At 57.4% G+C, this 26,922-nt stretch carries 22 protein-coding genes and 1 pseudogene; 8 read left to right on the forward strand and 15 right to left on the reverse strand.

The window, feature by feature from the left end:
* Positions 1–208: 208 nt before the first annotated feature.
* Positions 209–1,819 (reverse strand): right-handed parallel beta-helix repeat-containing protein, encoded by a 1,611-nt coding sequence (locus OLZ32_RS08340; RefSeq protein ID WP_264397519.1) that lies wholly within the window; start codon positions 1,817–1,819, stop codon positions 209–211.
* 688 nt (positions 1,820–2,507) lie between these two features.
* Between OLZ32_RS08340 and OLZ32_RS08345 the strand changes: the two genes are divergently transcribed.
* A complete protein-coding gene (locus OLZ32_RS08345; RefSeq protein WP_264397518.1) occupies positions 2,508–3,206 on the forward strand; it encodes an Ig-like domain-containing protein in 699 nt (232 codons plus the stop codon).
* A gap of 148 nt (positions 3,207–3,354) precedes the next feature.
* Here OLZ32_RS08345 and OLZ32_RS08350 read toward each other — a convergent pair whose 3' ends face one another.
* The 5 genes from OLZ32_RS08350 to OLZ32_RS08370 form a co-directional block, all read right to left on the reverse strand.
* Complete coding sequence (locus tag OLZ32_RS08350) at positions 3,355–4,059, reverse strand: hypothetical protein (RefSeq protein WP_264397517.1); 705 nt, start codon at positions 4,057–4,059, stop codon at positions 3,355–3,357.
* On the reverse strand, positions 4,059–6,335 hold the full coding sequence (locus tag OLZ32_RS08355) for a polysaccharide biosynthesis tyrosine autokinase (protein ID WP_003542148.1): 2,277 nt from the start codon (positions 6,333–6,335) through the stop codon (positions 4,059–4,061). The genes OLZ32_RS08350 and OLZ32_RS08355 overlap by 1 nt, the downstream gene beginning before the upstream one ends.
* Before the next feature lie 51 nt (positions 6,336–6,386).
* Complete coding sequence (locus OLZ32_RS08360; protein WP_017989173.1) at positions 6,387–7,097, reverse strand: hypothetical protein; 711 nt, start codon at positions 7,095–7,097, stop codon at positions 6,387–6,389.
* 74 nt (positions 7,098–7,171) lie between these two features.
* On the reverse strand, positions 7,172–8,383 hold the full coding sequence (locus OLZ32_RS08365; protein WP_052635689.1) for a polysaccharide biosynthesis/export family protein: 1,212 nt from the start codon (positions 8,381–8,383) through the stop codon (positions 7,172–7,174).
* Between the two features lie 288 nt (positions 8,384–8,671).
* Positions 8,672–10,096 carry an O-antigen ligase family protein gene (locus OLZ32_RS08370; protein WP_264397515.1) on the reverse strand — a complete coding sequence of 475 codons (1,425 nt, stop codon included), beginning with the start codon at positions 10,094–10,096 and terminating at the stop codon, positions 8,672–8,674.
* A gap of 309 nt (positions 10,097–10,405) precedes the next feature.
* Between OLZ32_RS08370 and OLZ32_RS08375 the strand changes: the two genes are divergently transcribed.
* Complete coding sequence (locus tag OLZ32_RS08375; protein WP_264397514.1) at positions 10,406–11,005, forward strand: transglutaminase-like cysteine peptidase; 600 nt, start codon at positions 10,406–10,408, stop codon at positions 11,003–11,005.
* Between the two features lie 267 nt (positions 11,006–11,272).
* Complete coding sequence (locus tag OLZ32_RS08380; RefSeq protein WP_003542157.1) at positions 11,273–12,601, forward strand: UDP-glucose dehydrogenase family protein; 1,329 nt, start codon at positions 11,273–11,275, stop codon at positions 12,599–12,601.
* A 115-nt stretch (positions 12,602–12,716) separates the two neighbouring features.
* Here OLZ32_RS08380 and OLZ32_RS08385 read toward each other — a convergent pair whose 3' ends face one another.
* Positions 12,717–13,508 carry a metallophosphoesterase family protein gene (locus tag OLZ32_RS08385; RefSeq protein WP_003542162.1) on the reverse strand — a complete coding sequence of 264 codons (792 nt, stop codon included), beginning with the start codon at positions 13,506–13,508 and terminating at the stop codon, positions 12,717–12,719.
* A 46-nt stretch (positions 13,509–13,554) separates the two neighbouring features.
* A pseudogene (locus OLZ32_RS08390) lies at positions 13,555–13,824 on the reverse strand (TolC family protein); the annotation flags it as partial.
* A 358-nt stretch (positions 13,825–14,182) separates the two neighbouring features.
* Between OLZ32_RS08390 and OLZ32_RS08395 the strand changes: the two are divergent.
* Positions 14,183–14,425: a KTSC domain-containing protein gene (locus OLZ32_RS08395; RefSeq protein WP_003542164.1), complete on the forward strand. Its 243-nt coding sequence runs from the start codon at positions 14,183–14,185 to the stop codon at positions 14,423–14,425.
* A gap of 104 nt (positions 14,426–14,529) precedes the next feature.
* Here OLZ32_RS08395 and OLZ32_RS08400 read toward each other — a convergent pair whose 3' ends face one another.
* The 3 genes from OLZ32_RS08400 to ung all read right to left on the reverse strand — a co-directional run bounded on the left by OLZ32_RS08400 (position 14,530) and on the right by ung (position 17,018).
* Positions 14,530–15,135 carry an alpha/beta hydrolase gene (locus tag OLZ32_RS08400; protein ID WP_264397513.1) on the reverse strand — a complete coding sequence of 202 codons (606 nt, stop codon included), beginning with the start codon at positions 15,133–15,135 and terminating at the stop codon, positions 14,530–14,532.
* Positions 15,136–15,146: 11 nt separating this feature from the next.
* The gene (locus tag OLZ32_RS08405; protein WP_003542166.1) at positions 15,147–16,079 is read right to left on the reverse strand and encodes a VOC family protein; all 933 of its coding nucleotides are present in this window, start codon (positions 16,077–16,079) and stop codon (positions 15,147–15,149) included.
* A gap of 237 nt (positions 16,080–16,316) precedes the next feature.
* Complete coding sequence (gene ung, locus OLZ32_RS08410) at positions 16,317–17,018, reverse strand: uracil-DNA glycosylase (RefSeq protein ID WP_003542167.1); 702 nt, start codon at positions 17,016–17,018, stop codon at positions 16,317–16,319.
* A 239-nt stretch (positions 17,019–17,257) separates the two neighbouring features.
* On the opposite strand from ung, the gene OLZ32_RS08415 reads away from it, so the two are divergent.
* The 3 genes from OLZ32_RS08415 (at position 17,258) to OLZ32_RS08425 (ending at position 20,572) form a co-directional block, all read left to right on the forward strand.
* Positions 17,258–18,682 carry a phosphomannomutase gene (locus OLZ32_RS08415; RefSeq protein ID WP_264397512.1) on the forward strand — a complete coding sequence of 475 codons (1,425 nt, stop codon included), beginning with the start codon at positions 17,258–17,260 and terminating at the stop codon, positions 18,680–18,682.
* A 37-nt stretch (positions 18,683–18,719) separates the two neighbouring features.
* On the forward strand, positions 18,720–20,147 hold the full coding sequence (locus tag OLZ32_RS08420; RefSeq protein WP_003542169.1) for a mannose-1-phosphate guanylyltransferase/mannose-6-phosphate isomerase: 1,428 nt from the start codon (positions 18,720–18,722) through the stop codon (positions 20,145–20,147).
* Positions 20,148–20,266: 119 nt separating this feature from the next.
* Positions 20,267–20,572, forward strand: a complete 306-nt coding sequence (locus OLZ32_RS08425; protein WP_026159984.1) for a hypothetical protein — start codon at positions 20,267–20,269, stop codon at positions 20,570–20,572.
* Positions 20,573–20,608: 36 nt separating this feature from the next.
* Here the strand turns inward: OLZ32_RS08425 and OLZ32_RS08430 are convergent, their stop codons facing one another.
* The gene (locus tag OLZ32_RS08430) at positions 20,609–21,565 is read right to left on the reverse strand and encodes an endonuclease/exonuclease/phosphatase family protein (RefSeq protein ID WP_003542172.1); all 957 of its coding nucleotides are present in this window, start codon (positions 21,563–21,565) and stop codon (positions 20,609–20,611) included.
* A 280-nt stretch (positions 21,566–21,845) separates the two neighbouring features.
* On the opposite strand from OLZ32_RS08430, the gene OLZ32_RS08435 reads away from it, so the two are divergent.
* Positions 21,846–22,862: an NAD-dependent epimerase gene (locus OLZ32_RS08435; RefSeq protein ID WP_003542173.1), complete on the forward strand. Its 1,017-nt coding sequence runs from the start codon at positions 21,846–21,848 to the stop codon at positions 22,860–22,862.
* Between the two features lie 90 nt (positions 22,863–22,952).
* Here the strand turns inward: OLZ32_RS08435 and OLZ32_RS08440 are convergent, their stop codons facing one another.
* The 3 genes from OLZ32_RS08440 to OLZ32_RS08450 all read right to left on the reverse strand — a co-directional run bounded on the left by OLZ32_RS08440 (position 22,953) and on the right by OLZ32_RS08450 (position 26,774).
* Positions 22,953–24,221 (reverse strand): Na+/H+ antiporter NhaA, encoded by a 1,269-nt coding sequence (locus OLZ32_RS08440; protein WP_264397511.1) that lies wholly within the window; start codon positions 24,219–24,221, stop codon positions 22,953–22,955.
* A 123-nt stretch (positions 24,222–24,344) separates the two neighbouring features.
* Positions 24,345–25,793: an alanine/glycine:cation symporter family protein gene (locus OLZ32_RS08445; protein WP_264397510.1), complete on the reverse strand. Its 1,449-nt coding sequence runs from the start codon at positions 25,791–25,793 to the stop codon at positions 24,345–24,347.
* A 99-nt stretch (positions 25,794–25,892) separates the two neighbouring features.
* Positions 25,893–26,774: a transporter substrate-binding domain-containing protein gene (locus OLZ32_RS08450; protein ID WP_264397509.1), complete on the reverse strand. Its 882-nt coding sequence runs from the start codon at positions 26,772–26,774 to the stop codon at positions 25,893–25,895.
* Positions 26,775–26,922 lie beyond the last annotated feature (148 nt).

Raw genomic sequence — 26,922 nt, forward strand, 5'->3', positions numbered from 1 at the left:
GTTGTCCAACAACGGCGCAGAGAGATGAACGTATCGCGCGCATATTAGCGACGTTTACTGGGGTGTTAACTATAAATTCAATCTATAGTTCATTTTTCCTATGAACGGCGGAACTATTTTTTGTCCGCGCCTTCGACCGCCGACACCCCTTCATCGTCAAGCTTTCAAGTGTTGAGCAGCGGGCCGTTGCTCTCTAGCTTGGCGTGGTTCAAACCAGCAGGTGCGACGCTTGGCTGCTATGGAACGCGTCCACATTGATATACACGCCGAGCGCGTCGGTATCGATGTGAGAAGCGCCGTCAGAAATCTTATATTGGAACGATTCGCTGACCTTTCCGCTGAGACCGGCGATTTTCACCGCATCGACCGTATAGGTGTAATCACCATCGCTCTCCACATGGATGACGCCGTATTTCCCGGTCAGCGTCAGGCCATGTTTATCCACGGCGCTGTCACCGAAGCGACGAAGCAGCACGGTTCCATTGATTGCGCTATCGTTTTCGAGGAGGTTGCCATGATAGGCGCTGCCTGTATCCGTGGAGATTTTCAGGCTGTCATGGGCTGCAACAATCCTGGGAACGGCGACGGTGGGTGCGGTCGGAACCTGCACTTCGTCCGCGGGCGTCGGAGTGCTTGTCTGCGTCGGTGTTGACGGTTCGACAGGCGGCTCCACAACCGGCGTAGTAGGCGTCTCACTGTTGGACGGGGTGTCGCCACTCGTGGCGTCGAGTTCGACCTGCGCTTGCTCCAGGGTCTTATTGTCGTTGATCAAGAAGGTGCTCTGGAGGGCAATTGCGACGGGCATCGTCAACGTCGACACCGCGCTGTCGATGATATTTTCATGGAAAGATCCTGATGCAGGCCTGTCGACCTTCAGCGCCGAGGACGACAGGTCGTCGAAGACATTACCATAAATATCGATATCGGTGCGTGCATAACTTGGGTAACCTGCAGCGCTGATCGACACGCCCCAGACGCCGTCATGAATATAGTTTCCACTGATATCGTAATTTGTCGCATTGCCCTGATCGCCAAGGCCGATACCGTAGGACCAACTATAGCCGCCGTATCCCGAGATGTCGTTGTCGTGGATGGCGATATTCGTGCCCGCGTTGGCACCTATCCCGAAACCGCCGCCGATCACGGTGTTGTCCTCGACCGCTGCATCCACAGCCCGAACAAGCACCAGGACGCCCTTTGCGCTATTGGTCTCCGTCTGCTCTAGGTGGTTACCCTTGATCAGGATATTGCTGCTGTCGTTCAACTGAACGGCGTCTGCCGCAGCGCCCTGGCTGTTGATGACCAGATTATTAACGATGGTAACGCCAATCACTTTATCCATCCAGATGCCGTCTCCATTTACCCCGGAAATCTTGCTGTTCTCGATGGTAATGTTCTGGCTGCTCTGGAAATTGACGGAACCGGGCTTGCCGGCAAGTCCGGTATTTTCGACCTCGACGTTGCGGACGGTCCAGTTGGAGACATTTCCCGCATATATCGCCGCACCCCCGGTATCAGCAATCTTGATGTTCTCCACGATGATGTTTGAAGCCTTCGAGCCGTGGATGCCGTCATTGCTACTGTGAATAACCGGCGCATCGCCAACGCCGTAACTGCCAATTGTAATCGGAGAGCTGACGGTGCCGGAGTATTTCAGGTCGAATTGCTCGTTAAACACGCTTCCGGCGGCAAGCAGCACGCTGTCTCCCGGCTTTAGCCTCAAGGATTCGACAGCGGAAAGCGTCGCGAAAGCAGACTGCTCGCTCACTCCACTGTTCTGATTGGATCCTGTTGCCGAATTTACATAGTAGACGGTCACGCCTTGATCTCCCAAAGATACTGGAAAATCTTTTAACCGCGGACCTCTCTCTGCCTGCTAAAATGGAACACTAAAATGCGTTCTATCTCGCGATAATTCTTACGCTCCCCACAAAACATCTTCATTTCTCGGATATTTTGCATTGCAACACAAATTGCGTTGCACAGTTATAACAATGTTACCCAATATCTCTAGTGTAAATAAGATTACTCTCCACGCATCGCATATTAGTTTACGCCAATTGCGCCTCGAGAGAAACATTGCTTGATAAGCAAACGTTACAAAATCATGGCATCAGTTACTTCGTCGAAAAGCAGACGCCGGTGCGGGAGCCGAAGCAAGACTGAGTTTTCAGGCTGTAACCCGTAGTGATTATATCAACATCTCATCTGCGCATAAGCACCTCGGCGTATTCTTATAAATTGCCCCTGAATAAACATTCTTCTCCTCTGAAGAAACTGAGGTCCGCATCTATCATTTGGTACTTTCACTTATTATTAACGCAATAATTACCATGCGTTTCATCGCCTTATGCGTGTTACAGGTGTGTCATTATTGTACTATACACCCTAAAATGTTCACTTGCTGTTAACTGCACCCTTGACTCTCTGTATTAAGATATCCTTAATCGACCAGCTCGCTAAAGGTCAGAATTGACTTAGCAAAGAATAATTCAAGGAGAGAACTGATGGCTGTTCACGCAACCGACGATAGTGCAACATTCCTGGAAACAGACGCCATTTCAGGAAATCTGCTTTCCAACGATTCATCCGATAACGGACACTTGTTCCTGCGCGCCTTCGACGGCGCGAGCGTAGGCGCCAAGAGCGGCAATAGCCAGATCACAGAGATCCAGGGCGACTACGGCACCTTCTTCGTCAAGCCCGATGGCAGCTACACCTATGTGCTAAGCGATGCTGCCAAGGTCAACTTCACCAATGGTGAGTTGCTCCAGGAGAAAGTCGCGTACAAGATCTCCGACGGCAGCGGTCATACCGATGTCGGCCTGTTCACCCTGAACATTCAGGGCGTAACCCAGGTAAAGCCGATCGCTGTCGACGACCACTACAGCTTCACCGAAGGCGACGCCATCAGCGGCAACGCGTTGGACAACGACATTGCTGGCGACAATGGCCACCTCTTCCTCCGCCTATTCGGCACCACGACCGTAAACGGCGACCCGAGCGCAACAACCGACGTCGCCGGTACGTATGGTACGTTCCATGTAAAAGCGGATGGATCATTCACCTATGATCTGACAACAGATATCGCTCCCGGGGATCAGGTCACGGAAACCATCCAGTTCTACAAGATCTCCGACGGCGAAGGCCACACCGACGCCGGCGTTCTGACACTCAACATCACTGGCGCGGACGCAGAAGTCTGATCATCAATAGCCAATCAACAAGCAACGCCCGCCGTGCAGACTGCGGGCGTTGTTTTATGCAAGCTGAATTCGGCCAAGAGAAAGAGCCGTAGCCGCTCAGCATGTCGGCCACGAGCTCGGAACTGTCTTTAAAAACCAGTTTCGGTGACTACTTGCTGCAGCGCTGTCGGAACCGCGCCGTCGCGGCCTCTCCGACGTTTGTCCAGCTTCGATCGAAGATCGGGCGAAGCTGTGGGCTGATCTCTCTTATCGTGGCATTGACCCTGCAGCGATCGCCCCGTTTCAGCATGGTCATGAGATCGCTGTCGAGCGCGCGCTCTGCCGCGGCGAGTGTTGCATCGGTGAAATCGTTCCAGAAATAAAATCGCGTCAGGATCATCACCTGGTCGTAAGGCGCAAGCGCAACCGAACGCTTCATCATTCCCGCGATCGAGACCGGCTCTTCTGCAATTGTCGACTGCACCGCCGCAAGACGAAGCCAAAAATTGCTGTTCGTCGGCATGCACGAAAGCGCATGCCGCAGATACTGGCGCGCACTCGAGGCCGCAGCGGCCCAGCCGTCGTAATTGACATTGACATTCTGCCGATCGAGTTGCGCCAGAACGAGGGTTACGCCAGCAGCCACGATGTCGGATCGACAATAATGTCCGTCAACGACGTCGACACCGAGCGACGCATATTTGGTCACGACATCATCCGCAACGGTCTCGCCACGCTCGATCCTTTCGGCGACGATCGAGATGCTGGCCGTTCTTATCGAAGCGTAGAGCTCTCGACCGGCCAGCACCACCAAGACGACGGTGACGATAACGAAGGCGATCCTGGTAATCGAAACGGACTGACTGCGGAACATCAGCTTTCGGTATAATATCGCGAATAACGCTTATAATAATATTCGCTCGAACCGAATGTCCGGTAGAGTTTCATCTGCGACGGGTCGACCTTGGTCAATATGGTACCGACGCATTTCGCATAGAGTTCCGGCTCGGACAGCAGGGTCGACTGCACGACCTTACGCGATGTTTTTCCCCACTCGATAACGAAAACCACCGCATCGAGCTTCGAATTGATAGCGCGCGCATCCACAACTGGCGCCAAGGGCGGCAAGTCGACGATAATATAATCGAAGCTTTGACGCGCCGTTTCAAGAAGCTGATCCATGCCGCGTGACGCAAGCAGCTCCGACGAATGCGGAACACGATATCGTGCCACCGTCGGCAAAAATGCGAGCTTTGTTTTTGGATCGAGAAGGATCAGATCCTTGAGCGGACGGCTGTCGACGATCGCCTCGAGCAAGCCGGCCTCGGCATGGCGGCCGATCGCCCGGGTGGCACCGGGATTGCGCATATCGCCGTCGATAAGCAGGCAACGCGCACCCTGCATTGCCAGGAGTTTCGCAAAATTGATGGATGTCGTCGACTTCCCCTCGCCGGGTAAGCTCGACACGACGCCAATAACCTTGCAGCGCTGATCGGCAGCACTGAGGTCGATGGCAATCTTGGCGCTTCGAAGCGTCTCGGCAAATGCCGAGAGCGGATGCTCCTCGACATAGGTCGTGGTCTTCCCGCCCCTGGCGATGCTTCGCGGATTGCTGGGATCAACAAGCGTCGGATCGTCTGCGTTGTTTTCAATCAGCGGCATGACACCGAGAGACTCGACATCGAGCACGTCCCGGACATCATCGCCGGTGCGGAAGAACCGATCCCGGAATTCGCGGAAGGCAGCTATACCACTTCCAAATGCACATCCCACGAACATCGCGAAAGCAACGACGAGAGCTCTCCTCGGAGCACTCGGCTTCGTCGGCGTCTCCGCCGTCGTGATGATGCGCGCAGCGGTAATCGGAAAGCTCTGCTGCTGAATTGCTTCCTGGTAGCGCGTCAAGAAGCTCTGATACAGATTCTTGTAGGTATCGCGCGTGCGCTCGAGCTCGCGAAGTTGCACCTGCGTTTCGCCAGCCGTTGCGGCCACGCCCGTCGCCTGTGTAACACTGTCGCGCAAAGAGTTTTCCCGCGATTTCGCGACCTGCAGCTCGCTTTGATAGCTCTCGGCGATGCGGTTCAACTCATCGAACATGAGCCTTTTATATTCTTCCATTTCCGCACGAAGCCGAACCGCCTGGACGTGATCGGGACCGAGCCGCGCCTCGATTTCGGTCTCGAGCTTGGAAGCCTCCAGATATTTCTTGCGCAGGTCGTTCGAAATGGAGCTGTCGAGCACATCCGTGACGATCGCATCTGTCTGCTTGGCGTCGATAATCGACTTGACGCGCGCATATCTTGCCTCGGCCTTCGCTGTCTCGGCCTGCGCATTGATCAATTGGGTATTGATCTCGGAAAGCTGCTGCTCGCTGATCAGCGTACCGGATCCGGCCTCGACAAGCCCATGCTCGCCGCGGAATTTCTGAACCGCAAGGTCGGTGTCCAGCGCCTGCTGCCGGAGCTCTTCGATGCGCTCCTGCAGCCATTGGCCGGCCCGGCGCGTCGCCTCGTATTTGGAATTGAGCTTGTCGACCAAATAGACGTCGGCGATCCCAGCCGCGATATCACGCGCCAGGTCGGGCGACTGCGCGGTATAACTGACATCGAGGACGTAGGAGCGACCGACGCGTTCGACGTCGATATTGCCTGCAACAGTCTCCGCAGCGCTGCGCCGCTTCCTTTCCGGATCGGGTGCGACGGCTACGTCGTCGGCAAACCACGACCGAAAATTCATGAAGGATTTCAGCGTTGAGACAGAAAAAAGCGAGCTTTTCGGTGCCGTGAACACCGGATTGTCGACGAGTTTCAGTTTGTCGACAACAGCATAGGCGATAGTGTCGGACTTCAACAGCTCGACCTGACTGAGCACAGTGCCTTCGTCATCGTCCATCTGGCCGAAGGCCGCCAGCTGATTGATCACCTGACTATCGCTGCGGTCGATCAGCACGCTGGTGTCGGCGGTGTAGACAGGCACCGAAGTCAACACATACACAATGCCGAGAATGGCGAAGGCGAAACCGCACGCCGCAACCATCCGCCACTGTCGGCGGGCGATTGCGATGAGCTTGTCGAAATCGATGAAATCAGCATCATTTCCGGCATCGCGGGAGGGGTCGATACGCGGTGTAAGTTTATCTGGCGATAGCAATTTCGATCTCCAACAAAGGCGTCAAGTGCTAAGATCTAAGGGCAATTCCAGCTATTGTATGACCGGGACACTCTGACTCGTCGACTCCGTCGTGTCGGTAGACGACTGCCCTCCCGCTCCGGTGCTGAGGATCGTTGTCGTTGAAGTCGACGACGAATCATCTGCGCCGGCATTCGAAACTTTCAGCGTACCCGCTGTTGTCGCAGCGCCGTCGAACGGCGTACCGTCGTCCGCTCCAGGCCCGGTTTGTCCGACTTGCCCGTCATTGCCGATGCCGGACGCGGCGGCGGCACTTGCGCCCGGGCCGAGCGCCGCGGTCCCGCCTTCGGCAAGGACCTTTGCAAAGGCCGCAAGCAGCGGCGCCAGGTTCGGATCGGCGCTCGCCGCCTCGGCAACAGCCTTTTCGATAGCCAGCTTGAATTGCGGATCCGTCACCTGGCAGCTGTTTGCGGCCCGTGCGAGACCGGAGCCGATAGCCGCCATCTGTGCGGCACTGGCCTTCTTGGCCTGCTCGATCACTGGCGACAGAGCATCATTGCTACTTCCAACGAGCGCGCGAACGCGCGATGACAAAATCAACGGATCGGACATGTCGAGCAGAACGGCCGGGCTAGCCGTAAATCCACTGACATCGACGGTAGTCAGATTAGCCGGACCCAAGCAAGCTGCCGCAAAAGCGCTTGAATTCGTGCCGGCAAACATCGCAACGACAATTCCGCTATATGCAAGCTTACGATAAACACCAGACCTTGCCATAACCATAGTCCTTCATCAAATCCGCTATATAGGCCGCCGTCATTGATCATTCGAGATCGATGACGGCCCGCCTATTTCAATCAATTTCCAAGATCGTTTACCGCGTTGCGGGTATCATTCGCATCGTCGGCCACGCCGGAAACAGTGGACGATACCGAGTTTACGATGTCAAGGAACTTGACCAGTTCGACAGAGTCCGAGTTGGAAATATAGATAATATCCTTGTCTTCCATCTTGAATTGCTGAACCGCGAAGAAGGTTGCCGGGTCGCGCATATTCGCACGAATGATCACCGGAACCATTTCACCCGCAAATCTCGTCGTGTCCACATGCATCGCTTGAACCGTTTTCTTCGGGACAAGACGATAGAGCAGGACCTGGGCCGGGTCGGCGCGGTCGTCGCGCAGGCCGCCCGCCTTGGCGATTGCCTCTCCAAGGGTCAGGTTGGACTCTTCGAAATCGAAGCGACCGCTGGTGCCTGCGGCACCGAGCGCAAGATAGGTGCGGCGCTCATGATCGATCGAGATCGTATCATCTGGCGCAACATAGATATTTTCCGCCGGGTTCTTCAATAGCGTAGTGTAGGCGACGGTTGCCGTCTTGCCGCGGCGCTGCAGCGTCACATTCGTTTCGATATTGTTGGTCGTCAACCCGCCCGCGGCGGAAATGATATCGAGAACACGCTCACCGGCCGGGCTGATCTCGACGCGCTGGGGATTGTTGACATCACCGAGCACGGCAACCTGACTGGAGCGGCTTGTCGTTGTCGTGATAACCACCTGTGGTTCGATCGCGCGGCTCGCCAGGCGGTCCTCGACGTCCTGCTCCACGGTCTCCTTCAGGCGACCGGCAGCCGGAACCCGACCCGCATAGGGAATTGTGATCGTTCCGTTTCTATCGATGGTCTGCTCTGGCAGCGAAATGTAATTGCCGGGTCGGCTACCTGCATCGGACGGAATGAAGAGGCCGCCCGACTGAGCTTCGAAGATGGCGACCTGGACGACGTCGCCGTAACCGAGCGGAATTTCAGGCGCCCCGCCTCGACCACCACCAAACCCTTTGAACGAGGTCGGCTGGGGAGCGGTAAAATACGACAGGACGTTCTTGCTGAGATCAACCAGGGCGTAGTCGATACCGACGCGACGTTCCTTCGTTGTCACTTTCACCGCTGCATCTCGATCAACGTCTTTGTGATCGGGACCGGATCTTGGCAACGACGTGCAGCTTGCCAATATAGTCGTTAGCGCTACAACAATGGCGACGCGTGTACTACCGATACGAGAACAACCCATAGAATACCCTGCGTTAACGCCCCTGAAGCTACTGCCTCGCAACCTGACAAAATACAAGACAATCCCCGATCAATAACACTGAAAGCCGATTAACATTCCCCTAACTGTGGCAGGCTGGCAACGCCCAGCCTTTAGGAAGCGAAAAACGACTTCGGTCCGACTTTTCTTGCGTCGCAACAATCCGAAGGCTGCACCCGCTATAAAATTTCTAGGGTTTCAGAGTCAACCGTTCGCACCTGCACAATCGATCTTTTCCGAAAATCTTATTAAAATCCATCCATTTAAACTTTACGTGGTTAACGGCCGCTCATATGCCAAATCCGCCTCTCCGTTGCTGCGTCCCAGGCATATCGCGACAACCGCACTCAAGAAGGCGGAGTAAAACACCGCAAAACCCGGTATCTGCAGCGAAAAATCGACCGCCGCATGAAGGGCGACCAAAACGGTCGCCGCCAGGCCAAGAAGAACATAGTGCCTGAGACGCCGTCTTTGGGCGAACCCGCGCCGGAACACTCTGGCAAGCACCGAGAAGGCAACTACTGTCGCAATCGGGAACAATATTCCGAGGCCCAGAAATCCTTCGAGATAGAAATTATGCGCGCGGTCGAAGACCCCGAAAATTCCGCAGGCCGGATCGCGGTAGGCGGAAAACACGGTCCGGAAGGTTCCAAGCCCCGTTCCCGTCAACCAATGATCCGAAATGGCATGCCATATGCCAGGCAGAATGCAAAATCGATCATCATCCTCGAGTCGCCGCTCTTGCGCGCGCAAAATCGCCTGGCCCGCAAACACCGTCAGCAGCAGTACGACGAAACCAATCGCCGAGAGGAGCTTCAGCACCGAACGCCATCTTGGCGCCGGTCTCAGATGACGCCTCGAGCCGTTCCAATTGATGACGAGCCATGGAAAATAGATGAGAGCGGCAACAAAGGTCGCAAATATCCCGGCACGCGAGCGGCTCAGCATCAGCGCGGTGAAGCATGCGCACAAGAGCAGGATATAGATCCACGATCTCAAGAGAAGCGCGTTTCGGCCCGGCTCGCCGGGCGGATAGTTCGAATAGGCTCGGGTAATGTCCCTGACCAGGGTCAGCATCAGCAGCGTTCCAAGCCCGAGGAAGGTTGCGGCGGTATTGCGGTTGACGAAGACCGCAGTCAGGCTGTCGAGGTAGGCGCGTTTCTCCACGACGATCAGGATGTTGGGAAACAGCAAAAACTGCAGCAGGCCGAAGACAGCGATGATGCCCGCCGTAAGCCCGAGCCCGGAGAGCACTTTCCGCGCGCGCTGATCGGTATCGCATAAGAGCAGCCCGGTCAGAAACGTGACGAAAGGCAGGGCAACCCAGAGAATCGACGCGAGCGTGTCGGCCGGTTCGACCGAAATCGCCGCGGATTGGGCGCCTGCCAGATCACGCGCGGCATTCCAGGCGGGATTCGCCAGCCAATTGGAGGGCAGTTCGATGGTTTGGATGAACGTCCAGCCCGCCAGGACGACGAGTAGAAACAAAGCGATACTGAAAACCCATCTGCTTTGTCTCGGCTCTCCGAACAGCAGTCCCGAAATGATGGCGAGGGCAAACATTCCGATCGCGGCGAAGGCGAAGGGAAAGGGCGTGACGCTCCCGAACGGTATGAGAGTCAATATAACGAGGCCGATGAAGGCAAAAAGCAAAACTTCTCGCAAGACCCGCTTATTGATGAGGTTGGAGAACATGTGAATTCGTTTACCAGAGTGGGCGGCGACCAAAGTGATTGCAACCGAAGAGATTAATTTACTCGTACTAACATAAGTTGAACATCAAGCGCTTGCGTGCTAAAGTGTAACAGAATTCCACATCGTTTAAAATTGTCGCGAAAGGTTTAAGCCAATCGAGACAAGGCCCGGCTATGCTCCTTCCAAGCAGCAGAAACGGGACAGATATTCTGCGCCCAATACTTGGCAGATCATCAGATCGCCATGCCATTGACCGAGAAAAAAGGCAAGCCTGATCTCAATCGGTTGCCCTGAACGGGGATTTAAGAGATGAAGAAAACAGTCGTTACACTTCTGGCACTGGCCTTTACAGCAGGCAATGCATGCTCAGCATTTGCCGCCGGTCCCGCTGGTTTCGCCCGCGGTTTGACCGGTAGTTCGGCGGTCAGCTATATCTCTGAAAAAGGCAAGATCATTCCGCCTTTCGCCCAGGTGCTGTTCTGCGCGCAGAACCCGACCGAATGCCGCGACAACAATGGTTTGGCGGTCGTTGCACTGACGGACAAGCAAATGCTGCAACTGAAGGACGTCAACGCCGCCGTCAATCGTACGATGATCGGCCGGAACGACTCCCGCAACGAACTGAATGGCGACGTCTGGAAGGTGAATGTGCGCAGCGGCGACTGCGAAGATTTCGCTTTGACCAAACGCAGCCGGCTGATCGCGATGGGCTGGTCGTCGCGCGCTTTGCGGATCGCGACGGCATATACGCCCTCCGGTGAAGGACATGCGGTCCTCGTCGTCAGAACCGACAAGGGCGATCTCGTCCTCGACAACAGGAAAAGCAGCATCAAGAACTGGCACGATACCGATCTGCGCTGGGACAAGATTCAATCGGGAACAGACCCCTACGTCTGGTACCGGCTATAACAGCCGAGGCATCGACATAGACTGATTGACCCTGTTTCCGGATTGAAGTCGAGCCGGCTCTGACGAGCCGCTCGACTTGTCATATCGCCCACACAAACCTATGTTTTGGCTATCGACGGGGCAGCGCGCGGCAGGCTGCGGTGCCCGGAGTTCGATTTTCGATGTGGGTTTCAGGCGATCTTCGGTATTGTCTTTTCGTCCAGATTAACTATGACGAACTCATGCTGCGACGCAGCATGAGTTCTACTCTAATGATTTGAGGGAAATATGCGCATCACGATGATTGGATCAGGCTATGTCGGCCTCGTTTCAGGCGTTTGCTTTGCGGATTTCGGCCACGACGTCATCTGCGTCGACAAGGATCTGAGTAAGATCGAAGCCCTTCGCGAAGGCCGCATTCCGATCTACGAGCCGGGTCTGGAGCAATTGGTCGCCGAAAATACCAGCACCGGCCGGCTGTCGTTTTCGACGGATGTCGGCGAAAGCGTCCGCAGCGCCGATGTCGTGTTCATCGCAGTCGGCACGCCGTCCAGGCGCGGCGACGGCCACGCAGACCTTTCCTATGTCTACGCCGCGGCACGCGAGATTGCCACCTATGTGGAAGGCTTCACCGTTATCGTCACCAAGTCGACGGTGCCGGTCGGCACCGGAGACGAGGTCGAGCGCATCATGCGCGAAACCAATCCTGCGGCGGATGTCGCCGTCGTTTCCAATCCGGAATTCCTGCGTGAAGGTGCGGCGATCGAAGACTTCAAGCGTCCCGACCGTATCGTCGTCGGCCTGAACGACGACCGGGCGCGCGAAACCATGACCGAGGTCTACCGCCCGCTCTATCTCAACCAGGCCCCCTTGGTCTTCACCACCCGCCGCACCTCCGAACTGATCAAATATGCGGCCAATGCCTTCCTCGCGATGAAGATCACCTTCATCAACGAGATCGCAGATCTCTGCGAACGGGTCGATGCAAACGTCCAGGACGTTTCGCGCGGAATCGGTCTCGACGGCCGTATCGGCTCCAAGTTCCTGCATGCCGGCCCGGGTTACGGCGGTTCGTGCTTCCCCAAGGATACGCTTGCCCTTGCCAAGACGGCGCAGGATTACGACGCGCCGATGCGTCTCATCGAGACGACGATCTCGATCAACGACAACCGCAAGCGGGCGATGGGACGCAAAGTCATTTCGGCCGTCGGCGGAGACATTCGCGGCAAGAAGATCGCGATCCTCGGCCTGACCTTCAAGCCGAACACCGACGATATGCGCGACAGCCCGGCGATCGCAGTCATCCAGACCTTGCAGGACAACGGCGCGCAAGTGGTCGGCTACGATCCCGAGGGCATGGAGAACGCCCGCAAAGTAATCGACAACATCGAATATGCGAGCGGTCCCTATGAAGCGGCCGCCGGTGCGGATGCGCTTGTCATCGTCACCGAATGGAACCAGTTCCGTGCGCTCGATTTCAGTCGCCTGAAGCAGTCGATGCGCACTCCGATCCTGGTCGATCTGCGCAATATCTACCGCAGCGACGAAGTCCGCAAACACGGCTTTACCTATACCGGCATCGGCACCAACCTTTATCAGGAAACGACCGGCGCCTGAGATAGCCTCCTGAACATCTGATCGTCCTGACGCCGCGGAGCATAATCCGCGGCGTTTGATTTTGAGGATGACGCCGAAAAGTGCAAGCGTTTCGGACGACATCATGCTCACCGATTTAAAGAATTCCGACCCGTGTACCCTTTATCGTCAGCACGGTCAGCCGGCCCGTCGCCGAAACCGCAGTGTCGATGCCGATGCGTTGCGGACCGAATGTCGGGATTCGCGCCGGGGTGTGACCGTGAATCACGAGGACAGGAAGCTGCGGCCCTTCATCCAGGAAGGGCTGACGGATCCACATGAGGTCGCTGTCTTTCTGCCTCTTGAGGTCGATGCCCGGCCTGATGCCCGCATGAACAAAGAGGATCCTTCCCATCCGCAGCATGACCGGCAGCGATTCCAGAAATTGGATATGCCGCTCGGGTATCATGTTGCGAATGACGCGGGCGATTGTTTCACTTCCGGCCGCCGACTGCAGCAGATGCTCGATATCGATACCATATGAGTGCAGCGTCTCCGTTCCGGCAAAGCCGAGCCATTCGAGAATGCGCGCCGGTTTACGATAGAGATTCACCAACTCGGCGTCATGATTGCCGCACAGGACGAAACGTTGAAACCCCGGCGGCGGGGTCTTGCTCAGGAATTCCAGCACCGCGCTCGAATCAGGCCCGCGATCGACATAATCGCCGAGCATGACGATGAGCTTCGGCCCCGGAATGCGCGCGGCATCCTCCTCGATGCGGCGATGCGCCTCGACGAGTTCTTTATAACATCCGTGAACATCGCTCATCGCGTAAACCGCAGCGAATTCGCCTTCGGCGAACGTCAACCGAGCGCGTCTTTTACGGTTGCCAGCCAGTATCGGTATTTGTTGTCGCCACGGCGCTAGATAGTTAAACATGGAACCCATTTATGAGACCCGACCGAATGGCGGGTTGTCGGAAACAATCCATCTCTTATCCATCGCTGCAACGGCATGAGGCACAGTGTTCATAAGAATTTGGCCCGATCGCGGCCCCACCGAAGTTGTAACCCGAACCGATTGCCACATTCAAAGTGACATAGTCCTTCGCCATTTGCTGCACCGCCTGCGCCAGCTTCGCCTGACTGGTCGCGACCGAACGCCGCGCATCCAGCACATCAAGCAAGGAGGATTGTCCATCCTTGTAGCTCCCGATTGAAAGCGCAAGAGTCTCCTGCGTGGTCTTCACCTGAGCGCGCAGCGCCCGCGACTCGGCAATGCCGATATTGGCCGTCGCAGCGGCGAGGTCACGCCCCGCCTTGCGGATGTAATCATTCATACTTGGGAGGGTGCCGCGGTTAATATTACGCTACAATTTGCTATATGATGGTTAATCCGGCGTTAAACCGGCGATTATTGCGTTTCTCGCGTCGTTATCGGCGAATATTCCCCAAACGCAGGAGCCACAGGTATCGGATTTCCACAGGCCACACCTTCGAAAAAGCTGTAGAAATCAACCATAACGATAGCCATCAGGAAAAAATGAACGTTAAAGAAGATGATGCTTGACGCCCCCGCGGCGCAGCATAATGATGGCGCGTTGCGAGTGTGAATGACATTTCTTGATCAGGAATCTCAGATCCAAAATTGCGGGGTGCAAAGTGGAAACTGCGGTTGATTCGAAACTTATCGAGGCGATCACCTACGACGAAGACAGCCGGCATCTACGGGTCTATCTGACCAACGGTCAGAGGCGAGAATATGAAGGCGTTCCCAAGGGCGTCGTCGTCGGGTTGACGATGGCGGAATCACCGGGAAATTTCTACATGAAGGCAATCAGGGGCAAATATCCTCCTCGCCCCTAATGTCCTATCGATCACGACGATAGGATCCTTGTTTCAGCAAAGATGCGGGACCGGCATTCGCCGGTCCCGCAAACCAGTTTCCCGACGACCGATGGTGCACGCCGTCAATAACCGCCGAGAAAATCGCGGACCGCATCGATCTCGAGCGGCGCAATCTCGTGACCGCCGGGATGCCAGATCACCCTGGTCTCCGCCCCTCGGTTTTTCAGATGTTCGGACAGCGCCTCGGTCATGGAGACGGGCGCGATCGGGTCTCGTTGCCCGGCCGTCATCAGCACCTTTCTTCCCGCCAGCGTCGACTGGGCTTCGGGGTGAAACGGAATGAGCGGGTGCATCAGAACCGCGGCATCGAAGATACCCTTCTCGATCAGGACATTGGCAAGAATATTTGCGCCGTTCGAAAAACCCAGGCCGAGAATATGGGAAGCCTGGTACTCGTCGGCGAATGCCTTGACGTAGGCGGCCATCTTCTCCGTCGCGCGTGAGAGATCGGGCATGTCGTAGACCCCCTCCCCGGTGCGGCGAAAGAACCGCGCCGCGCCATGTTCGGAAACATCGCCGCGCGGCGAGAGAATCGTCGCTTCAGGCAGCAGGCGCCGGCCGAAGTCGAAGAACTGGTTCTCGTCGCCGCCGGTGCCGTGCAGCACCAGCAGGATGGGTTTATCAGGTGCACCGGCATGCAGCCGGTGCACATATCCGGTTTCGGTCATAGCGCCTATCCTCACACTTCGAGCGGCTGCAGATGCTGCTCGAGCAGCGCGCGAAGATGGGCGTGCTGTTGCGGCAGTTTCAGGGCTTCGCCAAGATGGGCCGTATCCTCGTCGCGGTCGAAGCCGGGCTCGTTGGTCGCGACCTCGAACAGCACGCCGCCCGGCGTGCGGAAATAGATCGCCCAGAAATAATCGCGGTCGATCACCGGCGTGACCTGATAACCGGTGTCCATCAGCGCCTTGCGCACTTCGAGTTGCTTCTCGCGGTTTTCGACGGCGAAGGCGACATGGTGGACGGAGCCGGCACCCGGAAGGGCGCGGGCAATGTTCGGCATGGTCTCGAGATCGATGAGATGCGCGCCATTGCCGGAAGGCTTGATCAGCCGCTTGACGCCGTCTCTTTCCTCGGCGACCTCATACCCCATGAACTTCAGAAGTTCGGCCGTGGCGCCTTCATCCCTCAGCCGCATGGCGACGGAGTGGAAGCCGTAAATGGCATGGTCTTCGCTGATGCCGCCATGTGTCCAGGCTTGGCGGGCGTCATCCTTGACCTCGACGAGCGCGAAGCCGTCGCCATCCGGGCCGGAGAAGTTCAGCCGTTTTTCGCCGAAACTTTCCTCGGCCTTCAGGCCGCCGACACCAAGCGCGGCAAAGCGATCGCTCCAGAAGCCGAGCGAGCCCTGCGGAACGGAAAATACTGTCGTGCCGACTTCGCCGGTACCGGGACGGCCCTGCGCCATCTTCGGGAACGGAAAATAGGTCATGACCGTGCCGGGCGCACCGGTCTCGTCACCATAATAGAGGTGATAGACATCGGGCGCGTCGAAATTCACCGTCTTCTTGACGCGTCGCAGGCCGAGCGCATTGGTGAAAAACTGGTTGTTGGTGCGGGCATCCTGCGCCATCGACGTGACGTGGTGCAGACCCTTGATCTGATCGAGCATGTCAAACCCCTTTCATACCCGCCGTTGCGGGCTTTCGATGAGGCTAAGATGCGCGCTGAAACTCCCGTCGAACAGACCCGTAGACCAAAACGCATTGTCTTCTTTTAGTGAACGAACGACAAAGTCCGTTCACACTAAAGCATGTCGCGCAAAAGTGTGCAGCGGTTCTGCGATAACGACATGCGTAAAACAAGGATCTAAAGCGCGAGGAGCGAATCTGAAAGATTGCGTCGCGCTTTAGGCCCCATGGGGATCGGCCGGCAATTGCCAGTCGATCGGCGCACGTCCGCGCGACTGCAGGAAGGCATTCGCCTTCGAAAAATGCCCACAGCCAAAAAACCCGTTATGCGCCGAAAGCGGCGAGGGATGCGGCGCCCGGAGCACGAGATGCCGCGTCGTATCGACAAAGGCGGCCTTGCGTTGGGCATAGGAACCCCACAGCATGAAGACTACGGATTCGCATTCATCGTTAACCTTGCGGATGACGGCGTCGGTGAAGCGTTCCCATCCCTTGCCCTGATGAGCAGCCGCCTGCCCTTCCTCGACGGTCAGCACGCTGTTCAGCAGGAGTACGCCCTGCTTTGCCCAATGCTCGAGAAAACCGTGACGTGCCGGCGCTATGCCAAGATCCGTCTCCATCTCCTTGTAGATATTGACCAGGGAGGGCGGTATGCGCACGCCCGGCCGGACACTGAAACACAGTCCATGGGCTTGCCCGAGTCCATGATACGGGTCCTGGCCGAGGATGACGGCCTTGACGTTGGAGATCGGCGTCAGATCGAGGGCGCGGAAATATTCGCTGCCCTTGGGGAAAATCCGCTTGCCGACCTCTTTCTGCGCGACGAGGAAGGATTTGAGCTGTTGCATGTAGGGGCTTGAAAACTCCCCCTCCAGCGCGGCTTTCCAGCTCTCCTCGAGACTGACGGATGTATCGCTCATCTAGGAAAATCCTTCGCATATGACGAAACAACGGACACACGGTTCTAACAAAATCGATCTACGCTGCAATGCCTGCCGGCGCGGCAATGGGTCTACACTTTCAGAATTCGGTGAGAGAAGATTGCGAGAGGCTGTCCGAGGCATCGTCGTCCGTATTTAACTATATGACGGCTTTGGTATTTACGCCGGCAGGCGGCCTGAGTAGAACTTTGATGGTGAAATCGGAGCCATGTCTTCCCATGAAATTCGGCACGAGCGGCCTTCGCGGACTTTCAGTCGACCTCAAGGGACGCGCCTCTGCCCTCTACGCCACCGCGTTCGGCAAATATCTGCTGCAGACCGGCAAGGCGCACGCCGGCGACGTCATTCTGATCGGCCGCGATTTTCGCGATTCAAGCCCTGAAATCTCGGGGAATTGTGCCGGTGCGCTTGCCGCGCTCGGCTTCCGGATATTCGACTGCGGCACAGTCCCCACACCCGCCCTTGCCCTCTATGGGCTTGAGAGTAACGCCGCCTGCCTTATGGTTACGGGCTCGCATATTCCGGCGGACCGCAACGGCATCAAATTCTATCGCCCGGATGGTGAAATCGACAAATCGGACGAGGCTGCTATCACCGCATTGGCGGCCGAGATCGAGCGAACCAGTGAAACCGTGACGCAGGCGCCGGCCGAGACGGAGGAGCATGAAGCGATCTGCCGGCAGCTCTTTTTCGAACGCAATGCAGCCCTGCTTCCGCAGGGCGCGCTGTCCGGCATGAAGATAGGTGTCTACCAGCACAGCAGCGTCGCCCGCGACCTGTTGGTTGACGTTCTCGCTCATTACGGCGCCGAGATCACCGCTCTTGGACGTTCGGACAGTTTCATTCCCGTCGACACCGAAGCCGTTTCCGACGAGACGATCACGCTGATGAAGCGCTGGGTGTCCGAGCACAAGTTCGATGCAATCGTCTCGACCGATGGCGACGGCGACCGCCCGTTGGTCGCAGACGAAACCGGCACGCCGTTGCGCGGTGACCTTCTCGGCCTTGTGGCAGCCAATTTCTTGCGAGCCGGCACGGTGGTGACACCGGTTACCTCCAATTCCGGCATCGAGGCCGCGGGCTCTTTCGCCGTCCGGCGCACCCGCGTCGGCTCACCCTTCGTCATTTCAGGCATGGAAGAGGCCGTGGCGGCTGGCATGGATCATGTCATGGGCTTTGAAGCCAATGGCGGGCTGCTGACCGCAACCGCCTTTGATATCAATGGCCGGAACGTGCGTGCCTTGCCGACACGCGATTGTTTTATCCCGATGCTCGCGATCCTGTCGCTCGCCGCCACCCGCAAGCAGCCGCTTTCGGCCGTTGCCGCCTCCTATCATCTGCCATTTGCCGCCGCCGACCGCCTGGAGAATTTTCCGGTCGAGACGAGCGCGGCGCTGATGCAGTATCTGCGTGCCACCGATGAAAATCTTTCGGCCTTGCTGCAGCCGATCGGCGAAGTGGCGACGAAGTCCGACATCGACGGACTTCGCGTGACACTGAAAGACGGTAGGATCATCCATTTCCGCCCGTCCGGCAATGCGCCGGAAATGCGCTGTTACGTGGAAGCCAGGAGCGAGACAGCAGCCCTGGATCTTCTGACCGCCGGGCTGACCCGTATACGAGACTGGGCAGAAGCCCGCTAAACATGCGACGAACACGCTTTTTTCAAGGAACCCGCCTATGACGCAGAAAATCGTTCCCGTGATCATGGCCGGCGGCAAAGGCACGCGGCTCTGGCCGCTTTCCCGTGCCACCGCACCGAAACAATTCATCCAGTTCGTCGGCGACAAGACGTTGTTTCAGGAAACTCTCGAACGCGTTTCCGATCCCGAGCTCTATGAAGCCCCGATCGTCGTCACCAATGAGGAATTCCGCTTCCTGGTCGCCGAACAGGCTCGCGAGCGCGCCATCCCGCTCGCAGCGATCCTGCTCGAACCGGTCGCCCGCAACACAGCCGCAGCGGTGGCCGCGGCCGCAACGCTTGCCGCCGACCTCTTCGGCAAGCACACCATCATCCAGATGCTCGCCTCGGATCACGAGATCCTTGCCGACAAGAGCTATTTCGATTGCATCCGCATCGCCCGCGATGCCGCTGCCGACGGCAAGCTCGTAACCTTCGGCATCACCCCGACGGAGCCGGCGACGGGTTACGGCTATATCGAAATCGGCGATGCCCTCGAAAACGGTGCGCACAAGGTCAAGCGCTTTGTCGAAAAGCCGGCACTTGAGAAGGCCGAGCAGATGCTCGCCGACGGCGGCTTCTACTGGAACTCAGGCATCTTCATGTTCCCGGTGACGGAACTCATCGACGAACTGCAGGAATATGCGCCCGATGTACTGAAGGCTGCCAGCAAGGCCGTTTCGAAAGCAAGCCGCGACCTCGATTTCACCCGCCTTGACGCCGACCATTTCGCCAAGAGCCCCGATATCTCCATCGACTATGCGATCATGGAAAAGACCTCCAAGGCCGCCATCGTCCCCTCGCCGTTCAAATGGTCCGACATGGGTAGCTGGGATGCCGTCTGGAAATCAGGCGCCCGCGACGACAACGGCAATGTTGCCGCCGCAAACACCACCGTCGTCAATACCCGCAACTCGCTCGTTATGACCCATGGCGTGCATCTTGCCGTCCAGGGCATGGATGATGTCGCCGTCATCGCCAGCGAAGACGCCGTCTATGTCGGACCGCTCAAAGACAGCCAGAATGTCGGACAATTGGTCAAGATGCTGGCCTCGTCTTCCGCCACGGCGAAATTCGCCGAAACCCATCCGACATCCTATCGCCCATGGGGCGGCTATACCTCCATCTTCAACGGCGATCGTTTCCAGGTGAAGCGCATCTTCGTGACGCCGGGCAAGAAGCTTTCGCTGCAAAAACACCACCATCGCTCCGAACACTGGATCGTCGTCAAGGGAACGGCTGAGGTGACAGTCGGCGAGAACGTGCGCATGCTGCGCGAGAACGAAAGCGTCTATATTCCGCTGGGCGAAGTCCACCGCCTCGCCAACCCCGGAAAGATTCTTCTTGAGCTCATCGAGGTTCAGACGGGCTCCTATCTCGGCGAGGACGACATCATCCGTATCGTCGATGAGTTTGGAAGAACATAAAATCGTAGCCGGAGCGATGGTCGGGCCTTTTCCGGCGCGACCATCCTCGCTGTTGAATTTCCCCTTGGGGTTCTCGTAGAATGGATGTACCGACAGACATGACTGGAGATATCCCCATGATGCGTACCTTGCCCGTCCTCGCCGGATTTCTTGCAATCATATTGCCGGGAATGGCGTTTGCCGAAACGGCAAGCATGCGAACCGCGAACGAGTCGGAAATTCGCCAGCACCTGCCCGGTACGTCCGAACTGAAAGAAAGCAAGAACGGCTACGAATATCGCGACGGCAATAAGAATGGCTACAAGATAACCAATGGCCAGGTGTGCGTCCTGTTCCCCAGCAAGAAGACTGATTGCGTCAACGTGAAGACAGACGGCAAGACCTTTCAGATGATCGACAAAAAAGGCGGCCGAACCAGATTCTGATTTGTGGCCCGGCAAGATTTCCTTGCCCAGGCAAAATCATTTTGCCGGAGGCGCTTCACCACCTTTGTCGAGAACGAAGTCGGCGACTAGACCCGAATGGTTCGAGCCGAGGTTATCATCAAGACGTTTCAGCGATGTCAGATGAAGCGGCGCGCGCGCAAATATGTGGTCGATGGCGATCCCGAGCGCGCCGGCGCCGATCGGCCATGTTGCCGGTTCTGGCGTGATCGTTTTCAGCTTCTGCTCGCGCAGTAAAGCTTGGATGCTCGGGGCGATCGCCGAGGAGTTGAAATCACCTGACAGCACCAGCGGGCCGTCGATCGAGCCAAGCGCTTTGCCGAGATCTTCCAATTCAGCCATCTGGAAGTCGTCGAAATATGGTTTGGTCAGGTGCGCCGAAACCAGATTGATGGTCTCGCCGCCGAAGTTGACGCTTGCCATAACGAGCCTGTTTTTTCGCAGGCTGCCCATGCTTGCGACCTGCCGGCTGACGAACGGGCGTTTGGACAGCACCAGCGTATCGCATGTATCTTTCCCGGTATCGCAGCCGATATGGTAGGGATAGGCCTTGAACAATTGCTGCAGGTGAAACGTCAGCGGCTTGGCTTCGAGCAGATTGACGACGTCGGCATTCGACGCGATCACCATGTCGGCGATTTCAGTCGAGTTTTTCCAGTTGTCGATCGCGATGTTGAACGACATCAGACGAAAAAGCGGCGGCCTGTCGGTGCCTCTGTCGCCCTCCGAGAACTCGCGCAGCATGATGACGCCGTGAGCGACGAGAAGAAGCGAGGCAAGCAGAAGGATGAAGCCGTAAATCTGTCTCTTGATGGCCAGAATGATGAGGCTGGCGGCGACAAACGCGATACCGAGGTGAACCTGAAAGCTGTAGACAAAGGACAGAAGCCAAAAGTTCGTGACATAGCGTAACGACACGATCGCGATGGCAACGGTCAGAAACGCGCAGAGAATCCAATAAATTATATCTCTCATCGATCCTGACCTGCTTGCAGACGACCGGCCGGCCATAACATGCAAGCAATCATGTTGCAATGCAGCATAACGGCCGAGAGTTGCGGCTGACCGGCAGACGATATCGATAGTCTCGCCCTCATCCGGCAAGGCAGCGGCGGACAGGCCGCCGACAGTAGGGACAGTGCTGTGGCCTTCTCTTTCGAAGGCCTATCGACTCGGCCTCTTTTTATCTTGTAAGTGGGGTCACTTGATACGGAATCGGCTCTTTGCCGTCGGCGGGAGCCGAGAAAAGGTGGGAATGCGCTACTTTATTACAGGGACTGCCGGCTTTATCGGTTTTCATCTGGCCAGGCGCCTGCTGCAAGAGGGGCATGACGTCACAGGCTTCGACGGCCTGACACCGTATTACAACGTCAAGCTCAAGGAGATGCGCCATGCAGCACTCTCCCAGTTTCCAGCCTTCAAGCCCGTTATATCAATGCTCGAGGACCGCAAGGCGCTGGAGAAGGCTGTTCTCGCCGCCAAGCCTGATATCCTGATCCACCTCGCCGCGCAGGCCGGTGTGCGCTACAGCCTTGAAAATCCCGAAGCCTATCTTCGCTCGAATGTCGAAGGCTCGTGGAACATCCTGGAAATCGCACGGCACGTCGAGATCCGCCACCTTATGCTGGCTTCCACCTCGTCGATCTACGGCGCCAATCCGACGGTGCCCTTTCACGAGACCGATCGTGCCGACGAGCCGTTGACCATCTATGCCGCGACGAAGAAATCTATGGAACTGATGGCGCACAGCTATGCCCATCTCCACAAGATCCCGACCACGGCCTTTCGCTTCTTCACCGTTTACGGCCCATGGGGCCGGCCCGACATGGCGCTCTTCAAGTTCACCAAGAACATGCTCGAAGGCCAGCCGATCGAGATCTACGGCGAAGGCAATATGAGCCGCGACTTCACCTATATAGACGATCTCATCGAGGCGATCGTCAGGCTGTCGGCAGTCGTCCCATCCGAGGATAATCGCCTCGAAAACACGGCTGTCGAAACGCTCTCGCGCCAGGCGCCCTTCCGTGTCGTCAATATTGGCGGCGGCCAGCCCGTCAGCCTGATGGATTTCGTCGAAACGGTGGAAAAAGCGCTCGGCCATCCCGCGATCCGCAAGATGCTGGCAATGCAGAAGGGCGACGTGCCACGCACCTTCGCCGCCCCCGATCTGCTCGTCGCGCTGACCGGATACAAGCCGGACACGACATTGGATATCGGCGTCAAGGCCTTCGTCGACTGGTATCTCGACGTACGCGGCGAACTCGACGCTTAGCGCATAACCCCGAAAATCGGAATCGACTGGTATTCTGACGGAGGTTTGGCCGTATCTCCACCATAAACGTTGTGCTTCGATGTCGACCGCTCAAACTGCAGCTGGTAAAGCCTGACGCTTCACCCGCACGAGTTTGCCGGCTGCGATGGCGATCGCGGCGGCAGCGAAGGAAAACAGGGCGCCCATTTTGGCGGCGTCCTGCACCGGTCCCGGCGGAAAGGCCACACCCGCCACAAACAGCGAAACCGTAAAGCCGATAGCCGCCACACAACCGAGCACGATCAGATCGGACATGCGCATGCCGACGGGCAGACCAAAGCCGAGCGGGCGAGCCGCGATCCAGCCCATGGCAGCGATACCGAGCGGCTTGCCGATGACCAGGCCCAGGAAGACCAGCCACGTTGCCTCGCCGATGGCCGAAAACTCCACCCCGGCGTTGGCAAGCCCGAACAGAAAAAGGATGGCTTCGACAGGCGACTTCAACCCGTGCTCGATCGTATTCAGGAGGTCCGTCTGATGTTCCTCCTCCTCCGCAAAGAAGCCGAACTCGACGTCGGAATGCGGGATCGCAGGGATGATCGGCAACAGGCCGAGCGCGGGATGGATCCCGGCTTGGTGAAAGCCATACCAACTGGCAGCCCCCGCGATCAGATAGGGCCAGAAGGACAGTTTTTGCAGCACGAAGGTGGATGCGGGAAGGGAGGGACGCGACGCATCGAGCATGCGTGGAAGCCGGTTGGCAAGGAACCAGACGGCAATCGCTGCGCCAAATGAGAGCAGGAGCCATGCTGGTGCGAGATCGCCCTGTGGGTAAAAGATCGCGAGGATCACAAGACCTGCTGCATCGTCGGCAATGGCAAGCAGGAGCAAGAACATCACCGCGGGGTGACCGGCGCCGAAGACAAGCCGACCGACGAGGTAGGAAAAGGCGATGTCGGTAGCCGTCGGGATTGCCCAGCCATTGGCGAGCAATGCGAACTTGCCGAGAGCGACCGCGCCCAGAAGATAGACCGTCACGGGACCAAGCATTCCGCCCATCGTTGCAATCAGCGGGGTCACCGCTTTCTTGCCCCTGAGCGATCCGTCCGGCAAGGCAATGGCTTCCCAAACCTCCTTTCCCGCTATCGCGAAGAAAAGAGCCATCAGCATGTCATTGATCAGATAGTGGGCGGTCAGCGTCCTGTGTCCGTGGCCATCTGGATCTATGTGCAAATGGCCGACAGGTGCGTTTTCCCAGAGGGTAAATTCGACTAGCGCGTGATAGCTTTCCGGCGAGATATTTGCCCAGATCAGCGCCGCACCCGCGCCGATGATCAGAAGCAGCGAATATTCACTCAAGAATTTCCACGCGCGATACATGCAGTTCTCCTGGCCGGCTTCGTCTCCGGCGTTGGCGATCGCCATGCCGCCGGCAGTTGAAAACCTATTTCCTGTCGTAAAACCACCCGCCGGATAGCCGGCGGGCGGATGGTGACGATGGTATCAGGCCCTAGCAGGGTTCAGCCCCGCGCTGGCAACCGGAGATGCCGATACCTCGTGCCAGATTTCCGCATCGATCTTTCCGGCAAGCTCCGGATACATGTGCGGGTCGAAGACCGGCGTCTTCGTGCGCCTTTGTTCGAAGTAGTCACGGGTCAACTTGATGACCAGCGGCGACAGGATGCAAATCGCCACGAGATTGATTGACGCCATCAGGCCCATCGATGCATCGGCCGCGTCGAACACCGTGGTGGCGCTCTCGTAAGAGCCCCAAAGGACCATGAGAAGCAGGCCGATGCGGGCGCTCATCAGGCCGATCTTGTTGTCCAGCCCGAGATAGACGAGCGCATTCTCGGCATAGGAGTAGTTGCCCAGCACCGAGGTCCAGGCGAAGAAGAAGATTGCGATGGCGATAAAGTAATGCCCCGCGCCGCCGATATGCGCAGTCATCGCAGCCTGGGTCAGCGGTGTACCGGTCAGTTCACTTCCTGGAACCAGGGCGCCGGACAGGACGATCATCAGCCCCGTAGCGGTGCAGATCAGCAGCGTATCGATGAAGACGCCGAGCGCCTGCACCATGCCTTGCGAGGACGGGTGATGCGGATTGGGCGTAGCGGCTGCGGCAATGTTCGGCGCTGAACCCATGCCGGCTTCGTTCGAGAAAAGGCCGCGCTTGACACCGTTCAGCATGGCGCCAGCGATACCGCCAACCGCCTGTTCGAAGCCAAAAGCGCTCTTGACGATAAGGGCGAGTGCTGCCGGCACGTCGGAGATGTTAACAATCAGCACATAGAGCGCAACGCCGAGATAGGCGACCGCCATGAAAGGCACGACATACTCGGCGCACCGTGCGATTGACTTGATGCCGCCGAAGATGACCACGCCGGAAATGACCGCGATCACGACACCGACACCGAGCTTCGGCACGCCAAACGCACCGTTCATCGCCTCGGCAATAGAGTTGGCCTGCACCGCGTTGAAGACAAGACCAAATACCACGAGAAGGCATACCGCGAAAACCGCGGCCGCCCAAGGCGCATTCAGGCCGCGGGCGATGTAAAAGGCAGGGCCGCCGCGGTACTCGCCGCTCTGCCCGCGTACCTTGAACAACTGTGCCAGCGTGCTTTCTGCATAGGCTGTCGCCATTCCCAGGGCCGCCACCACCCACATCCAGAAAAGTGCGCCAGGTCCCCCGAGCGTCATCGCTACCGCAACACCAGCCAAATTACCGGTCCCGACACGCGAGGCCAGACTGGTGCAGAGCGCCTGAAACGGCGTGATGCCGGCTGCATCCGTTTCCGGCGCCCGCATGACAACACGGATGAACTCCGGAAAGTAGCGGATCTGCAGGAAGCCCAAGCGGACCGTGAAATATACCCCCACCGCAAGCAACCCGTAGATGAGGACATAACCCCAAAAGAAGGTATTGAGGAAGCTTATGATTGTCGTCATGCCAGTGTTCTCCTGTTGTGTTTTTGATGGGATGGCATTGCGGCCTGGAAAGGCGCGATTATCCTTGTCGGCGGTGCCGGGTCTCCAGTGCTTGTGCTGTCATTCGATCGGCCGATCGTTCGGTGCATTGAACAGTTCGACCAGACGATTGGAGATAGGCCAGTTGAGGTTCATGCCTTTCGGCGGAATTGGCTGTGTGAACCACTTCTCATAGAGAGTGCGCGCCTCACCGGAGGCCATCAGCGTCGCGATCGCCTTGTCGACCAGCGCCTTGAACGGGGCATCGTCCCTGCGCATGGTGCAGGCGTAAGCCTCGAGCGCGAGCGGCGTTCCGGTGACGATCCAGTCATTCGGTTCTCTCGCCTTGGCGCGTTCACCGTAGAGCAGCGCATCGTCCATCACGAAGGCCGCGACGGTCCCGGCTTCGAGCTGCTGGAACGCCACGTCGTGTTCCTTCGCAGCGGTGATGACCATGCCTGCCGAATGCTCTTCGTTGAACCTGTGCAGCGAGCGCTCGGCAGTTGTTCCCGCCGTGACGACGACCCGCCGCCCGGCAAGATCAGCAAAATCCCCAATTCCGGCATCCTTGTGCGACAGGATGCGCGTGCCAATGACGAAAATGGTGTTGGAGAAGGCGACCTTCTGTTCGCGGTCGACGGTATGACTTGTCGAACTGCACTCGATATCGATGGTGCCGTTTATCAGCAAAGGGATCCAGTTCTGCGATGTGATGGGCGCCAGCGCGATGGTCAACGACTGCAGTTTTAGCTCAGTCTGAACGGCGGCGACGATATTCAGCATTATGTCCTGCGAATACCCGACCACGCGCCGACGGTCGGCATAGTAGGAAAACGGCACGGACGACACACGCTGACCGATCCGGATCGTCGAAGTCGCGGCGATCCGCTTTAGCGTCGCGGTTTCATCGGCATAGGCGGGGCACGCCATGCCAGCGACGAAAGCGCCTGCAAGGGCTGCCATGCAAGACTTCCCCATCGTACCCCTCACTGTTCAGGATCGATATGACGTCAGGTGACAGGCGACGCGCATATCGGTTGCCTGAGACTCTTTGGCGGTCTCTATTTGTGCAGTTTGACACCATGCCGAATTTTGTTGCATCACAAAAAGG

The sequence above is a fragment of the Rhizobium acaciae genome (assembly GCF_025941625.1).
Classification (GTDB): domain Bacteria; phylum Pseudomonadota; class Alphaproteobacteria; order Rhizobiales; family Rhizobiaceae; genus Rhizobium; species Rhizobium acaciae.

Excerpts from the sequence above, each read along its gene's own strand:
- OLZ32_RS08440 (WP_264397511.1), bottom strand. The coding sequence starts at position 24,221 with ATGTATCGCGCGTGGAAATTCTTGAGTGAATATTCGCTGCTTCTGATC.
- OLZ32_RS08425 (WP_026159984.1), top strand. The coding sequence starts at position 20,267 with ATGCGTACCTTGCCCGTCCTCGCCGGATTTCTTGCAATCATATTGCCG.
- OLZ32_RS08365 (WP_052635689.1), bottom strand. The coding sequence starts at position 8,383 with ATGGGTTGTTCTCGTATCGGTAGTACACGCGTCGCCATTGTTGTAGCG.
- OLZ32_RS08380 (WP_003542157.1), top strand. The coding sequence starts at position 11,273 with ATGCGCATCACGATGATTGGATCAGGCTATGTCGGCCTCGTTTCAGGC.
- OLZ32_RS08360 (WP_017989173.1), bottom strand. The coding sequence starts at position 7,097 with ATGGTTATGGCAAGGTCTGGTGTTTATCGTAAGCTTGCATATAGCGGA.
- OLZ32_RS08400 (WP_264397513.1), bottom strand. The coding sequence starts at position 15,135 with ATGACCGAAACCGGATATGTGCACCGGCTGCATGCCGGTGCACCTGAT.
- OLZ32_RS08435 (WP_003542173.1), top strand. The coding sequence starts at position 21,846 with ATGCGCTACTTTATTACAGGGACTGCCGGCTTTATCGGTTTTCATCTG.
- OLZ32_RS08350 (WP_264397517.1), bottom strand. The coding sequence starts at position 4,059 with ATGTTCCGCAGTCAGTCCGTTTCGATTACCAGGATCGCCTTCGTTATC.
- OLZ32_RS08370 (WP_264397515.1), bottom strand. The coding sequence starts at position 10,096 with ATGTTCTCCAACCTCATCAATAAGCGGGTCTTGCGAGAAGTTTTGCTT.
- OLZ32_RS08445 (WP_264397510.1), bottom strand. The coding sequence starts at position 25,793 with ATGACGACAATCATAAGCTTCCTCAATACCTTCTTTTGGGGTTATGTC.
- OLZ32_RS08450 (WP_264397509.1), bottom strand. The coding sequence starts at position 26,774 with ATGGCAGCCCTTGCAGGCGCTTTCGTCGCTGGCATGGCGTGCCCCGCC.
- OLZ32_RS08385 (WP_003542162.1), bottom strand. The coding sequence starts at position 13,508 with ATGGGTTCCATGTTTAACTATCTAGCGCCGTGGCGACAACAAATACCG.
- OLZ32_RS08375 (WP_264397514.1), top strand. The coding sequence starts at position 10,406 with ATGAAGAAAACAGTCGTTACACTTCTGGCACTGGCCTTTACAGCAGGC.
- OLZ32_RS08345 (WP_264397518.1), top strand. The coding sequence starts at position 2,508 with ATGGCTGTTCACGCAACCGACGATAGTGCAACATTCCTGGAAACAGAC.
- OLZ32_RS08405 (WP_003542166.1), bottom strand. The coding sequence starts at position 16,079 with ATGCTCGATCAGATCAAGGGTCTGCACCACGTCACGTCGATGGCGCAG.
- ung (WP_003542167.1), bottom strand. The coding sequence starts at position 17,018 with ATGAGCGATACATCCGTCAGTCTCGAGGAGAGCTGGAAAGCCGCGCTG.
- OLZ32_RS08415 (WP_264397512.1), top strand. The coding sequence starts at position 17,258 with ATGAAATTCGGCACGAGCGGCCTTCGCGGACTTTCAGTCGACCTCAAG.
- OLZ32_RS08420 (WP_003542169.1), top strand. The coding sequence starts at position 18,720 with ATGACGCAGAAAATCGTTCCCGTGATCATGGCCGGCGGCAAAGGCACG.
- OLZ32_RS08430 (WP_003542172.1), bottom strand. The coding sequence starts at position 21,565 with ATGAGAGATATAATTTATTGGATTCTCTGCGCGTTTCTGACCGTTGCC.